Here is a 13,415-nt window from a genome sequence, read left to right as displayed (position 1 = left end):
CGCTCCTACAGGCGATCTCGGTTACCTGTAGGAGCGGCCTTGTGTCGCGAAAGGGCTGCAAAGCAGCCCCAGCGGTCTCAAGTCAACGTCAGATTCGAATTACCTTGAAGGGCTGCCCCCGTAAAAGACAGGCAAGCACGCCTCACCAGCGCCGGGCCGCGTCCTCATCGCTCTGCTTGCCCTCGACCCAGCGCGGGCCGTCGCCGGTCTGCTCTTTCTTCCAGAACGGCGCCCGGGTCTTGAGGTAATCCATGATGAAATTGCAGGCGTCGAATGCCGCCTGGCGGTGTGCGCTGGCCACGCCGACGAACACGATCGGCTCGCCCGGCTCCAGCGCACCGATGCGGTGCAGCACCTCGACCTTGAGCAGCGGCCAGCGCTGCTCGGCCTCGACCACTATCTTGGCCAGGGCCTTCTCGGTCATGCCGGGGTAGTGCTCGAGGAACATCCCCGCCACCTCCTGGCCATCGTTGAAATCGCGCACATAGCCGACAAAGCCGACCACCGCACCCACGCCGACGTTGGCGGCGTGCATGGCGTTGACCTCGAACCCCGGGTCGAACGCCGCCTCTTGCACACGTACGGCCATGGTCAGCCTCCGGTCACCGGCGGGAAGAACGCGACTTCATCGTCCTCCTCCAACGGCTCATCGAGCCTGCACAGCTCTTCGTTGCGCGCGCACATCAGGTTCTGCTCGGCCAGCACGGCGTACTGCCCGCCCTTGGCCACCAAGGCCTGGCGCACATCGTCCAGCACCTTGAAGGTGCCCTCGACCCGCTCGACATCGACGCCCAGCAATTCGCGATAGCGGGCGAAATACATGACCTTGACCTTCATCACCCCTCCACCTTGTAGTGGCCGCTCTTGCCGCCGACCTTCTCCAGCAGGCGCACCTGCTCGATGACCATGCCTTTGTCCACCGCCTTGCACATGTCGTAAATGGTCAACGCGGCGACACTGGCCGCAGTCAGCGCTTCCATCTCCACCCCGGTCTGCCCGGCCAGCTTGCAGCGCGCGACGATATGCACCACGTCCTCGCCCTCGGCCGCCAGCTCGACCTTGACGCTGGTGAGCATCAACGGGTGGCACAACGGGATCAGGTCACTGGTCTTCTTCGCCGCCTGGATGCCAGCGATACGCGCCACGGCGAACACGTCACCCTTGGGGTGTTCGCCATCGACGATCATGCGCAAGGTGGCCGGCAACATGCGCACCCGCGCCTCGGCCAGCGCCTCGCGTGCGGTCACGGCTTTTTCAGTGACGTCGACCATGTTGGCGCGCCCCTGGGAATCAAGATGAGTCAGCACAGCTCTGCTCCTGTGAAGGGAAAGCAGAGTGTAAACCCGTGGGTCAGGTTTGAGCAGAGGGCATCGCGGGGCAAGTCGCATCGAGGGAATGCCGATGCGACTTGCCCCGCGAAGTGTTACAGATGCGACTCGGCGTACTCGGCCAGTACCGAGCGCGGCACACCCTGCAGGGTGATGTGCACGCCGTGGGGGAAGTCCTTGAAGCGTTCGGTCAGGTAGGTCAGCCCGGAACTGGTGGCCGACAGGTAGGGGGTGTCGATCTGCGCCAGGTTGCCCAGGCAGACCACCTTGGAACCGGCACCGGCACGGGTGATGATGGTTTTCATCTGGTGCGGGGTGAGGTTCTGGCACTCGTCGATCAGGATCAGGCTCTGCTGGAAGCTGCGCCCGCGGATGTAGTTCATCGACTTGAACTGCAGCGGGACCCTTTCGAGGATGTACTCGACGCTGCCGTGGGTACTCTCGTCATCCATGTGCAAGGCTTCGAGGTTGTCGGTGATGGCGCCCAGCCAAGGTTCCATCTTCTCCGCCTCGGTGCCCGGCAGGAAGCCGATCTCCTGGTCCAGCCCCTGCACGCTGCGGGTGGCGATGATGCGCCGGTAGCGCTTGCTGACCATGGTCTGCTCGATGGCCGCGGCCAGTGCCAGGATGGTCTTGCCGGAACCGGCCGCGCCGGTCAGGTTGACCAGGTGGATATCCGGGTCGAGCAAGGCGAACAGCGCCAGGCTCTGATGGATGTCGCGCGGTTTCAGGCCCCAGGCCTCCTGGTGCAGCAGCGGCTCCTGGTGCAGGTCGAGCAGCAGCAGTTCGCTGTCGCGGATGCCCTTGACCCAACCGACGAAGCCCTGCTCATCGATGATGAACTCGTTGATGTGCACAGCCGGCAGGTTGTCGATCATCTGTACCCGGTGCCAGGTGCGGCCCCGCTCCTGACGGGTGTCGACCTTGCTGACCCGGTCCCAGAAGGAGCCGGTGACCGAGTGGTAGCCCTTGGACAGCAAGGACACGTCGTCGACCAGCTGGTCGGTGCTGTAGTCCTCGGCGGCAATCCCGCAGGCGCGCGCCTTCAGGCGCATGTTGATGTCTTTGGTGACCAGCACCACGTCCAGGTCCGGGCGCTTGGCGCGCAGGTCCAGCAACTGGTTGATGATGATGTTGTCGGCAAGGTTTTCGGGGAGCAGGCGGTTCGGCTCGTTGCGCGTGCTCATGAGGATGGACAGGAAGCCCTTGGGCCCGCTCTTGCCGCGCTGGATCGGGACACCCTTCTCGACATCGCTGGGCGAGGCGTCGCCCAGGGTCTGGTCGATCAGGCGGATGGCCTGGCGACATTCGGCGGCGATGGTGTGTTTACCGGTCTTGAGCTTGTCGAGTTCCTCCAGCACCGTCATCGGCAAGGCGACGTGGTGCTCCTCGAAGTTGAGCAGGGCGTTAGGGTCGTGAATCAGGACGTTGGTATCGAGCACATACAGGATTGGCTGGTTGGAGGAAGGGTTGCGTCCTTGGTCATCCATACTCGGTCACCTTATGTGAAAGCCACACGGCGCATACGGCTGCGCCGCAAAGTGACTGCCGTTTCCCCCGTATCCGCGTTGTTACGGGCGGGGATTTCACCTGGCAAGGCTGGCGTGGATGACGCCACCTGTGCTGCAGGTTTCGGCTGTCTGGTTCCTTGATACCGCAAAAACCATGACGGTAAAAAGTCTTTTTACGCACAGATGAAGTTTATTTTTCCGATTGACGAACAGGGCTTGGCGTGAGGGTTGGGTAGGACTACGCTCAGAGATCAAATGCGGTGTTTTGGCTGGATTTTTTGGCGATCCGTTCGGACATTGCAGCGCCTATCAGATCGAGCGCCGCCCGCGCGGCGCATCGCTGGCAAGCCAGCTCCCACATCTGTTTCGGGCCAATCACTCCAGCAAGTTCATCACTGTCCGCCTTGTTGGTTCGACTCGATATTGAGGTGGGCACCACTGGCGCCTCGCCGGACTCAAGACATGCACCAAGGCAGGCAGCGGTACCTTCACAGACATAATTGGCCCGAAACAAATGTGGGAGCTGGCTTGCCAGCGATGCGCCGCGCGGGCGGCGCTCGATCTCATAGGCGCTGCAAATCCATCGCCCCACACCTAGCCGCCACCACGCAATCACCAGCCAAACCTACTCCACCACCCCATACTCCCGACACCCCTCCCAACCAATCCCGCTCTGCGCCGTATGCTGCAACAGCCACTCCAGCGCCGGCTGCGCCTTGGGCAGGTGGTCGCGGAACTGGATCACCCCCTTGCGCCACAGCAGCATCAGGGTCATCACCCGCTGCGCCGAAGCCTCGGCGGTCAACGGCCCGTCATCCTGGGCATCGATATCCCACAACGACACCCGCAACCGCTGGCTGGCCATGAACGCCTCGCCATCCCCGCGCCGCTGCCCGTAGGGCGGGCGGAACAACGGCACATATTGCGCTGGCAGGTCCGCCTGAACCCGCGCCTGGCTGCGCCGCAGCGAGTCCTGCCAACCCTGCCACTGGGCATGGGAGCGGTACTCCCAGCCCTGGATGCCCACGCACTGGCCTGCATACAGCCCGGCCAGCGCCCCACTGTCACGACGCTGTTGCAGCCGATTGCCCAGCACGAAGAAGATGCCGTCGAGCTTCTGCCGGCGCAGATAGTCGGCCAGGCCATCGGTGTTGCCGCCCACAGGACCGGGGCCGCCGACGAAGCTCAGGAGGAACATGCGGTCGTTGAGCTCATCGCCGTTTCGCTCGCGCGCGGACAGCTTTTCCACCTCGCTGGAGGTCTGCGGGAACACCGCCGCCTTGCGCAGCAGCTCGTCCAGGTAGCGAGTGTGGAACTGGTGGCTGGGCTCGATCCAAACGGCGTAGAACTTGCCGACTTCCGCGGCGAATGTGGCCGACTTCATGCGTAAATCAGCCATTGATTCCAGCGGATAGCAAAACGACGCATCCTGCTCGCAACTCTGCTGCGCCTGCTGATAGTTGCTCCACAGCCGCTGCCACATGCGCGCCCGCAGCGCACGGATCACCGGCAGGTTGACCTGGCGCAAGCCCAGGCGCTCCGCCAGCGCCTGCTCATCGAGCATCTCGCTTTCCTGCAGCACCCTGGCAAACGAAAGGATCTCCGCGCGCGAGGCCACGTCGAACAACGCCGGGCTGTCGAGTTTCTCGGGCCACAGGCTGCGCTCGAAGCTGACGAAATCTGCAGGGGCGGCCTGCACGCCCAGGCTCAGCAGCCCGGCCAGCAGGGCAATAGCGATACGCACGATGAACGGTCTCCATGAAGGCATGCCGCGCACTATAGCGCGACACCCGGCGAAACTCCGTGGCCATGTGCCCAGGCTATCGTCGCCATAGTTTGGCGTTGCCCCGCCAGCCCCGTAGAATCCGCCGATTGATTCCAGGAGCCGACCCGATGCTGACGGTGATTTCCCCCGCCAAGACCCTCGACTACGACACCCCGCCGGTAACCCAGCGCTACACCCTGCCCCAGTACCTGGACGACTCCCAGGCGTTGATCATGCAGTTGCGCGAGCTGTCGCCGGCCCAGATCAGCGAACTGATGCACCTCTCCGACAAGCTCGCCGGCCTCAATGCCGCGCGCTTCGGCAGTTGGACTCCGGATTTCACCCCGGCCAACGCCAAGCAGGCGCTGCTGGCGTTCAAGGGTGATGTGTACACCGGCCTGGACGCCGAAAGCCTCGGCGAAGACGACTTCAGCTATGCCCAGGACCACCTGCGCATGCTCTCCGGCCTGTACGGCCTGCTGCGCCCGCTGGACCTGATGCAACCCTACCGCCTGGAAATGGGCACCAAGCTGGCCAATGCCCGCGGCAAGGACCTCTATGCCTTCTGGGGCACGCGCATCAGCGAGTGGCTGAACCAGGCCCTGGCCGAACAGGGTGACGACGTGCTGCTCAACCTGGCCAGCAACGAATACTTCAGCGCGGTGAAGAAGAGCGCCTTGAAAGCGCGGGTGATCAATGTCGACTTCAAGGACCTGAAGAACGGCCAGTACAAGATCATCAGCTTCTACGCCAAAAAGGCCCGCGGGATGATGAGCCGCTTCGTGATCGAGCAGCGCATCAACGATCCCGAGCAGCTCAAGCGCTTCGATGTGCAGGGCTACTACTACAGCGCCGAGCAGTCCAAGCCCGATCACCTGGTGTTCCTGCGCGATCACGCCGAAGGCTGATTTTTCATCGCGGGGGCAGCCCGCGCCCCCCACCGCCGGGGAGCGGGGGTGGCCCGCCCGTGCATTGGCAGCCCAGCATGGGGCACGCCCAGAAAAGCCATTTTTCAGACGCCAAAAAACCACCACTCATACCTTTATCGCAAAACGCCATAAGACCGTTCGTACTTTTTTGACGAATTTTGAAAAATATTTTCGAATGCTGGCATATAACCATCCCGCTTGGTTTTCGCCCTTTATAGACGGGGGTGAAACTAGCGCGTGCCATCAAAGTGAAAGTATTTGCCACTGAAAAAATATTTAGAAATCTTTCATCCGCGCCGAACCCGGCCAGGAACTTCTACCGCGCCGCATGGCTCATAGCACCCGTAACAAGTTTCAAGCGCCGCAGCGTGAGAGATGACTTACAGATGACAAAGTGCCGCTATCGCGCACAACCAACAAACTTCAAAGGCGGTACAGGAAGTGCCAAAAGCCATTATCCATGCAGGAGAGAAGCGCCCATAACATACGTCCTAGTGGTTGATTTCAAAGGATTTATCCACTTGAAAGAACAAGCACAGCAGTACGCATACGGCGAACTGCAATAAAGACGGCTGCATTTCAGGGCACGCCTTTTTAATACTGGCCTTAGCATGCCAACGTTGAGTGCATAACTTTCTGCGCTCCGGATTTATTCATGCCTGCGCACGGTGAAGTGTCAATTCGCCAGGGAGCCGTGCGCCCGAAAACTGCTGGTCAATCAACCCGGCTGGCTCTTTCGAAGAAGGGCTGGCGTGATAAACACACGAGGTGAATACGATGCGTATCAGCATCTTTGGTTTGGGTTATGTGGGTGCAGTCTGTGCCGGTTGCCTGTCGGCACGCGGCCATGAAGTGATTGGTGTGGACGTGTCCAGCACCAAGATCGACCTGATCAACCGGGGCAAGTCGCCCATCGTCGAGCCGGGCCTGGAAGCACTGCTGCAACAGGGCGTGGCCAATGGCCGCCTGCGTGGCACCACCGATTTCGCCGAAGCCATCCGTGCCAGCGACGTGTCGATGATCTGCGTCGGTACCCCGAGCAAGAAAAACGGCGACCTGGGCCTGGAATACATCGAGTCGGTGTGCCGCGAAATCGGCTACGTACTGCGCGACACCAGCCGCCGCCACACCATCGTGGTGCGCAGCACCGTGCTGCCGGGCACCGTCAAGAACGTGGTGATCCCGATCCTCGAAGACTGCTCGGGCAAGAAGGCCGGCGTCGACTTCGGCGTCGCGGTCAACCCCGAGTTCCTGCGCGAAAGTACCGCGATCAAGGACTACGACCAGCCACCGATGACCGTCATCGGCGAACTGGACAGCGCCAGCGGCGACGTGCTGCAAGCACTGTACGAAGAGCTCGACGCCCCGGTGATCCGCAAGCCGATCGAAGTCGCCGAGATGATCAAGTACACCTGCAACGTGTGGCACGCCACCAAGGTCACCTTCGCCAACGAGATCGGCAACATCGCCAAGGCCGTGGGCGTCGACGGCCGCGACGTGATGGACGTGGTCTGCCAGGACAAGGTGCTCAACCTGTCCCAGTACTACATGCGCCCGGGCTTCGCCTTCGGCGGCTCGTGCCTGCCCAAGGACGTGCGCGCCCTCACCTACCGCGCCGCAAGCCTGGACGTGAAGGCACCGCTGCTCGACTCGCTGATGCGCAGCAACGAATCCCAGGTACAGAACGCCTTCGACATCATCGAAAGCCACGACAAGCGCAAGGTCGCCCTGCTCGGCCTGAGCTTCAAGGCCGGTACCGACGACCTGCGCGAAAGCCCGCTGGTCGAACTGGCCGAGCGCCTGATCGGCAAGGGCTACCAGCTCGACATCTACGACCAGAACGTCGAGTACGCCCGGGTGCATGGCGCCAACAAGGACTACATCGAGTCGAAGATCCCCCACGTTTCCTCGCTGCTCAACGCCAACTTCGAGCAGGTGGTCAACGACGCCGAGATCATCGTCCTGGGCAACCGTGACGAGCAGTTCCGCGCCCTCGCCCAGCAAGCGCCGGAAGGCAAGCAAGTGATCGACCTGGTCGGGTTCATGAGCAAGCCAACCTGCACCACCAGCCGTACCGAAGGTATCTGCTGGTAACCCCGGCCGGGCGGCGCGTCCCTCCCCAGCGCGCCGCCCGTCCACCCCCGAATTCTCGACGGATGCCGAACATGCAAAGGTTCCAGACAGTGCTGTTGCAGTGCGCCGGCTGGCTGCTCTACATGAGCCTGCTCATGCTGATCGCCCTGGCCCTGCCCAGCGATATCTTCGATTCGCAGTCGAAGCACTTCATCTTCCTGGTCGGTGCTGTCGGCATCTGGCGCTACTCCATGGGCGCCACCCATTTCATCCGCGGCATGATCTTCCTGTACATCGTCTACCCCTACCTGCGCCGCAAGGTGCAGAAGCTGGGCTCCGCGGCCGACCCGTCGCACGTGTACCTGATGGTCACCAGCTTTCGCATCGACGCCCTGACCACCGCCCAGGTGTACAGCTCGGTGATCCGCGAGGCGATCGACTGCGGCTTCCCCACCACCGTGGTCTGCTCGCTGGTGGAAAAGTCCGACGAACTGCTGGTGAAGAGCCTGTGGGCCAAGTACAACCCGCCCGCCCACGTCGCCCTGGACATCGTGCGCATCGCCGGCACCGGCAAGCGCGACGGCCTGGCCTACGGTTTTCGCGCCATCTCGCGGATGCTGCCCGACGACCACGCCGTGGTGGCGGTGATCGACGGTGACACCGTGCTCGGCGAGGGCGTGGTCCGCAAGACCGTGCCCTGGTTCAAGCTCTACCCAAACGTCGGCGGCCTGACCACCAACGAATTCTGCGAAGTGCGCGGCGGCTACATCATGAGCGAGTGGCACAAGCTGCGCTTCGCCCAGCGCCACATCAACATGTGCTCGATGGCCCTCTCCAAGCGCGTGCTGACCATGACCGGGCGCATGTCGATGTTCCGCGCAAGCGTAGTGACCGACCCCGAGTTCATCGCCGATGTGGAAAGCGACTCGCTGATGCACTGGCGCCTGGGCCGCTTCAAGTTCCTCACCGGCGACGACAAGTCGAGCTGGTTCAGCCTGATGCGCCTGGGCTACGACACCTTCTACGTGCCGGACGCGGCGATCAACACGGTCGAGCACCCGCCGGAGAAGAGCTTCGTCAAGGCCAGCCGCAAGCTGATGTACCGCTGGTACGGCAACAACCTGCGGCAGAACTCCCGCGCCCTCGGCCTGGGCCTCAAGCGCCTGGGGCTGTTCACCAGCATCGTGCTGTTCGACCAGCGCGTGTCGATGTGGACCAGCCTGCTGGGCCTGACCGTGGCGGTGATCGCCAGCTTCAAGTTCGGCCTGCAGTTCCTGCTGGTGTACCTGCTGTGGATCGGCATCACCCGCCTGATCCTGACGATCATGCTGCTGTGCTCGGGCCACAGCGTCGGCCCCGCCTACCCGCTGATTCTCTATTACAACCAGATCGTCGGCGCGCTGATGAAGATCTACGTGTTCTTCCGCCTCGACAGGCAGTCCTGGACCCGCCAGCCCACTGCCCTCAAGCGCGACCTCGCCAGCTTTCAACAATGGTTCAACACCTGGTCCTCGCGGACCATGACCTTCTCGGCCGCGAGCATCTTCGTCGCCGTGCTGTTCATGGTCGTGTGAGCCCAACCCGGATCGGATAACAGGAACGAAATCGCCATGAATACCGCCGTGAACGTCAATGTCGTGCATGAGTCCGAAGCGCAGCGCCAGCACGCCCGGGTCCGCATCCCCGCCAAGCTGCGCTACCTGGACGGCAACCGCGAGCCACACGATGTGAAGGTGGACGATCTTTCCGCCGGGGGCCTGTCCTTCCACGCCAAGAAACCCCTCGCCGAAGGCGAAGTGCTGCGCGGGCGTCTGCAGTTCGTGGTCGACAACCTGGGGCTGTCGATGGACGTCGAGCTGCTGGTGCGCACCAGCAGCCGCGACAGCGGCCGCACCGGCACCGAGTTCCAGAACCTGGAGCCGCGCGACATCGCCACCCTGCGCCACATCATCACCAGCCACCTGTCCGGTGAATTGATCAGCGTCGGCGACGTGCTCAGCACCCTGCAACGCGACAACTTCACCAAGGCGCGCAAGCAGAACAACACAGGCTCCGGCCTCTCGGCCTTCGGTCGCCTGCGGGCGGTCACCGTCACCGCCGGCGTATTCGTGGTCGGCCTGGTGGCCTTTGGTTTCGTCGCCAAGTCGCTGTACGGCCTGTACTTCGTCAGCCATGCCGAAGCCGGCGTGGTCGCGGTCCCCACCACCACCGTCACCATGCCCCGTGACGGCAGCGTGCAGAGCCTGGTCGAGAACGGCACCCCGGTGGCCAAGGGCGCACCGCTGGCGACCTTCAACACCAGCATGCTCGACCTGCTCAAAGGCCACCTGGACGACGCGCAGCTGGAGCCGGCCAAGGTCGAGGAGCTGTTCGGCAAGCAGCTTTCCGGCACCCTCACCAGCCCGTGCGATTGCGTGGTGTCGCGCCAGCTGGTGGATGACGGCCAGTACGCCAGCAAAGGCCAGCCGGTGTTCGCGCTGATCCCGCGGACCAGCAACCCGATGGTCGAAGCGCGCTTCAGCTACCGCCAGTTCGACGAAGTGAAGCCGGGCACCCGGGTCAACTTCCAGATCGCCGGCGAAGACGAAGTGCGCAGCGGCCGCATCGTCGGCAGCACCAGCCTGGACACCGACAACCTGGCCTCGGACATCCGCGTGCAGATCAAGCCCGACGACGGCCTGCCGGCCGAACTCGCCGGCCGCCCGGCCGCGGTCAACAGCGACCGTGGCCCGTCGCTGAACTGGCTGATCGACAAGGCCGTGGCCCGCGGGCTGTAAGAGGATCATGCCGATGACCAGCAGACACCCCGATACCTGTGGGAGCCGGCTTGCCGGCGATCGAGTGCGCAGCACTCGCCCAACGGATGTAGCGCCTGCACTGGCCAATCGCCGGCAAGCCGGCTCCCACAGTGATTGCATCAGCCTCGGGCTATGCACCCTGGCCCTGGCCATCACCCTGGCCGGCTGCGCCGGCCTGCCCGACCAGCGCCTGGCCAATGAAGCGCTCAAACGCGGCGACACCGCCACCGCCGAGCGCAACTACAAGGCCCTGGCCGACCTGGGCTACAGCGACGCGCAAGTGGGCCTGGCCGATATCCAGGTGGCCACCCGCGAGCCGGCCAAGCTCAAGCAGGCCGAGGCCACTTACCGCGCGGCAGCCGCCACCTCGCCCCGCGCCCAGGCCCGCCTTGGCCGCCTGCTGGTGGCCAAGCCCGACAGCACCCAGGCCGAGCGCGAGGAGGCCGAGCGCCTGCTCAAACAGGCCGCGCTGCAAGGCGAAGGCAACACCCTGATCCCGCTGGCGATGCTCTACCTGCAGTACCCGCAGAGCTTCCCCAAGGTCAACGCCCAACAGCAGATCGACCAGTGGCGCGCCGCCGGCAACCCCGAGGCGGGCCTGGCCCAGGTACTGCTGTACCGCACCCAGGGCAGCTACGACCAGCACCTTGGCGAGGTGGAAAAAATCTGCAAGGCCGCGCTGGCCACCACCGACATCTGCTACGTCGAATTGGCCACCGTCTACCAGAAACGCGCCCAGCCCGAACAACAGGCCGCCCTGCTTGAGCAGCTCAAGGCCGCCTACGCCCGTGGCACGGTGCCGGCCACCCGGGTCGACAGCGTCGCCCGCGTGCTGGCCGACCGCAGCCTCGGCCAGACCGACGAGAAGACCGCCAAGGCCCTGCTGGAGCAAGTCGCCCCGGCCAACCCGGCGTCCTGGGTGAGCCTGGCGCAGCTGCTCTACGACTTCCCCGAACTGGGCGACACCGACCAGTTGCTGGCCTACATCGACAAGGGCCGCAAAGCCGAACAGCCGCGCGCCGAACTGCTGCTGGGCCGCCTCTACTACGAAGGCAAGACCGTGCCGGCCGATGCCGCCAAGGCCGAGCAGCACCTGCAGGCCGCCGCCGACGCCGGTGAAGTCAGCGCCGACTACTACCTCGGCCAGCTCTACCGCCGTGGCTACCTGGGCAGCGTGGAGCCGCAGAAAGCCGTCGATCACCTGCTCAGCGCCGCCCGTGGCGGGCAGAACAGCGCCGATTACGCCCTCGCCCAGCTGTTCAGCGAAGGCCATGGCATCCGCCCCGCGCCCACCAATGCCTGGGTGTTCGCCCAGCTGTCGCAGGTCAACCCCACGCCGCAGTCGAGCGAGCTGTTGCAGCAGCTCGACCAGCAGCTCACGCCCGAGCAGCGCAGCCAGGCCCAGCAACTGCTGGCACAGGAAAAACAGGCGCGCAGCAGCCTGTTCCAGGGCGCCAACAGCACCCTGGCCATCGAGGCCCTGCAAGACGACGAAACAGCCGTAGACGCCGAGGATTCGCTATGACGCTCAACCCCTTCGTGAAAGCCGGCATCGGCCTGAGTTTCGCCCTGTTGTGGTCGATGCCGACCCTGGCAGCCGAAACCGCACAGAAGAACTTCGGCCTGGATGTGAAGATCACCGGCCAGTCCGAGGACGACCGCGACCTGGGCACCCGCTCCGGCGGCGACGTCAACGGCCTCGGCCTCGACCTGCGCCCCTGGGTGTACGGCGAGCGTGGCAACTGGAGCGCCTTCGCCATGGGCCAGGCGGTCACCGCCACCGACATCATCGAAACCGACACCCTGCGCCAGAACGACGACGGCAGCACCACCGACAATGGCGACGACAGCCGCAAGCCGGACAAAAGCTACCTGGCCATGCGCGAGTTCTGGGTCGGCTACAGCGGCCTCACCGCCTACCCCGGCGAGCAACTGCGCCTGGGCCGCCAGCGCCTGCGCAGCGACGATGGCATGTGGCGCGACACCAACATCGAAGCACTGAACTGGACCTTCGACACCACCCTGCTCAAGGCCGACCTGGGCGTGGCCCAGCGCTTCAGCGAATACCGCACCGACCTCACCGAGCTGGCCCCGGAAGACAAGGACCGCACGCACATTTTCGGCAACGTCGCCACCCAGTGGACGCCCGGCCATTGGGTCGGCGTGCGCGCCCACCACACCCACGACAGCGGCAGCCTGAAGAGCCCCGGCGAAACCGTCGACGCCCTCGACAAGACCCGCACGGGCGATCTCACCTGGCTGGGCCTGGAAGCCAACAGCGACGCCTACAACTGGCGCAACGACCACACCGTCAACTACTGGGGCAGCCTTACCTGGCTGACCGGCGACCGCGACACCCTCAGCAGCCAGGCAGTGGGCAACGACCAGGTCGCTACCGGCAAGCAGAGCGGCGACGTCAATGCCTGGGCCACCGACCTTGGCATCCGCCTGCGCCTGGACCCCAACTGGCAGGTCGGCGCGGCCTACGCCCGAGGCAGCGGCGGCGGTGGCAGCGACGGCTCGAACAACTTCGAGCAGACCGGCCTTGAGAGCAACCGCTCCAACTTCACCGGCACCCGCTCGCGCGTGCACCGCTTCGGCGAGGCCTTCCGCGGCGAGCTGGGCAACCTGCAGGCAGCCACCCTGTTCACCTCCTGGCAGCTGCGCGACGACTACGACGCCAGCCTCATCTACCACAAGTTCTGGCGCGTCGACGGCAAGCAGAACATCGGCTCCAGCGGCATCAACGCGGTGGTCGACGACGGCGGCGTGAACCGCCCGCTGGTCAACGGCGAGAAAGACCTCGGCCAGGAAATGGACGTGGTCGTGACCAAGTACTTCAAGCAAGGCCTGCTGCCGGCCTCGCTCAGCCAGTCGATCGACGAGCCTTCGGCCCTGGTGCGCCTGCGCGCCGGTGTGTTCAAGCCAGGCGACGCCTATGGCAAGGAAGCCGACTCGTACATGCACCGCGCCTTCGTCGACGTGATCTGGCGCTTCTGAGGCCGGGAGAG

12 protein-coding genes are annotated in these 13,415 nt (G+C 64.2%); 6 read left to right on the top strand and 6 right to left on the bottom strand.

What is annotated here, in order from left to right; translation table 11 throughout:
* Positions 1-142 precede the first annotated feature (142 nt).
* The 6 genes from moaE to ABE459_RS15130 form a co-directional block, all read right to left on the bottom strand.
* The gene (moaE, locus tag ABE459_RS15155) at positions 143-589 is read right to left on the bottom strand and encodes a molybdopterin synthase catalytic subunit MoaE (RefSeq protein ID WP_323830720.1); all 447 of its coding nucleotides are present in this window, start codon (positions 587-589) and stop codon (positions 143-145) included.
* 2 nt (positions 590-591) lie between these two features.
* Positions 592-837, bottom strand: coding sequence for a MoaD/ThiS family protein (locus ABE459_RS15150; protein ID WP_125462677.1), 246 nt, complete (start codon positions 835-837; stop codon positions 592-594).
* Positions 837-1,307, bottom strand: a complete 471-nt coding sequence (gene moaC / locus ABE459_RS15145) for a cyclic pyranopterin monophosphate synthase MoaC (protein WP_125462676.1) — start codon at positions 1,305-1,307, stop codon at positions 837-839. The genes ABE459_RS15150 and moaC overlap by 1 nt, the downstream gene beginning before the upstream one ends.
* Before the next feature lie 116 nt (positions 1,308-1,423).
* Positions 1,424-2,818 (bottom strand): PhoH family protein, encoded by a 1,395-nt coding sequence (locus ABE459_RS15140; RefSeq protein WP_110991660.1) that lies wholly within the window; start codon positions 2,816-2,818, stop codon positions 1,424-1,426.
* Positions 2,819-3,083: 265 nt separating this feature from the next.
* Positions 3,084-3,431: a hypothetical protein gene (locus ABE459_RS15135; RefSeq protein WP_323830719.1), complete on the bottom strand. Its 348-nt coding sequence runs from the start codon at positions 3,429-3,431 to the stop codon at positions 3,084-3,086.
* A gap of 33 nt (positions 3,432-3,464) precedes the next feature.
* Positions 3,465-4,583, bottom strand: a complete 1,119-nt coding sequence (locus tag ABE459_RS15130) for a polysaccharide deacetylase family protein (protein ID WP_323830736.1) — start codon at positions 4,581-4,583, stop codon at positions 3,465-3,467.
* A 149-nt stretch (positions 4,584-4,732) separates the two neighbouring features.
* On the opposite strand from ABE459_RS15130, the gene yaaA reads away from it, so the two are divergent.
* The 6 genes from yaaA to ABE459_RS15100 all read left to right on the top strand — a co-directional run bounded on the left by yaaA (position 4,733) and on the right by ABE459_RS15100 (position 13,404).
* Positions 4,733-5,512, top strand: a complete 780-nt coding sequence (yaaA, locus tag ABE459_RS15125; RefSeq protein ID WP_125462675.1) for a peroxide stress protein YaaA — start codon at positions 4,733-4,735, stop codon at positions 5,510-5,512.
* Between the two features lie 798 nt (positions 5,513-6,310).
* Positions 6,311-7,627 carry a UDP-glucose/GDP-mannose dehydrogenase family protein gene (locus ABE459_RS15120; RefSeq protein ID WP_125462674.1) on the top strand — a complete coding sequence of 439 codons (1,317 nt, stop codon included), beginning with the start codon at positions 6,311-6,313 and terminating at the stop codon, positions 7,625-7,627.
* Between the two features lie 71 nt (positions 7,628-7,698).
* Entirely contained in the window at positions 7,699-9,180 is a 1,482-nt protein-coding gene (gene alg8 / locus ABE459_RS15115) for a mannuronan synthase (protein WP_125462673.1), read from the top strand.
* Between the two features lie 36 nt (positions 9,181-9,216).
* Positions 9,217-10,383 carry an alginate biosynthesis protein Alg44 gene (locus ABE459_RS15110; RefSeq protein ID WP_125857514.1) on the top strand — a complete coding sequence of 389 codons (1,167 nt, stop codon included), beginning with the start codon at positions 9,217-9,219 and terminating at the stop codon, positions 10,381-10,383.
* Positions 10,384-10,396: 13 nt separating this feature from the next.
* Positions 10,397-11,929: an alginate biosynthesis TPR repeat lipoprotein AlgK gene (gene algK, locus ABE459_RS15105; RefSeq protein WP_223277180.1), complete on the top strand. Its 1,533-nt coding sequence runs from the start codon at positions 10,397-10,399 to the stop codon at positions 11,927-11,929.
* Positions 11,926-13,404, top strand: a complete 1,479-nt coding sequence (locus ABE459_RS15100) for an alginate export family protein (protein ID WP_125462671.1) — start codon at positions 11,926-11,928, stop codon at positions 13,402-13,404. The genes algK and ABE459_RS15100 overlap by 4 nt, the downstream gene beginning before the upstream one ends.
* Positions 13,405-13,415: the final 11 nt, after the last annotated feature.

Origin of the sequence: Pseudomonas sp. TWI923, from assembly GCF_039673365.1 — a bacterium.
GTDB lineage: Bacteria > Pseudomonadota > Gammaproteobacteria > Pseudomonadales > Pseudomonadaceae > Aquipseudomonas > Aquipseudomonas sichuanensis.
The sequence above is the reverse complement of the archived record's forward strand: the minus strand, read 5'-3'. Positions and strand labels throughout refer to the sequence as shown.

Coding starts and splice junctions, on each gene's coding strand:
- ABE459_RS15110 (WP_125857514.1), top strand. CDS start 9,217: ATGAATACCGCCGTGAACGTCAATGTCGTGCATGAGTCCGAAGCGCAG.
- ABE459_RS15150 (WP_125462677.1), bottom strand. CDS start 837: ATGAAGGTCAAGGTCATGTATTTCGCCCGCTATCGCGAATTGCTGGGC.
- moaE (WP_323830720.1), bottom strand. CDS start 589: ATGGCCGTACGTGTGCAAGAGGCGGCGTTCGACCCGGGGTTCGAGGTC.
- ABE459_RS15140 (WP_110991660.1), bottom strand. CDS start 2,818: ATGGATGACCAAGGACGCAACCCTTCCTCCAACCAGCCAATCCTGTAT.
- ABE459_RS15120 (WP_125462674.1), top strand. CDS start 6,311: ATGCGTATCAGCATCTTTGGTTTGGGTTATGTGGGTGCAGTCTGTGCC.
- alg8 (WP_125462673.1), top strand. CDS start 7,699: ATGCAAAGGTTCCAGACAGTGCTGTTGCAGTGCGCCGGCTGGCTGCTC.
- algK (WP_223277180.1), top strand. CDS start 10,397: ATGACCAGCAGACACCCCGATACCTGTGGGAGCCGGCTTGCCGGCGAT.
- yaaA (WP_125462675.1), top strand. CDS start 4,733: ATGCTGACGGTGATTTCCCCCGCCAAGACCCTCGACTACGACACCCCG.
- ABE459_RS15100 (WP_125462671.1), top strand. CDS start 11,926: ATGACGCTCAACCCCTTCGTGAAAGCCGGCATCGGCCTGAGTTTCGCC.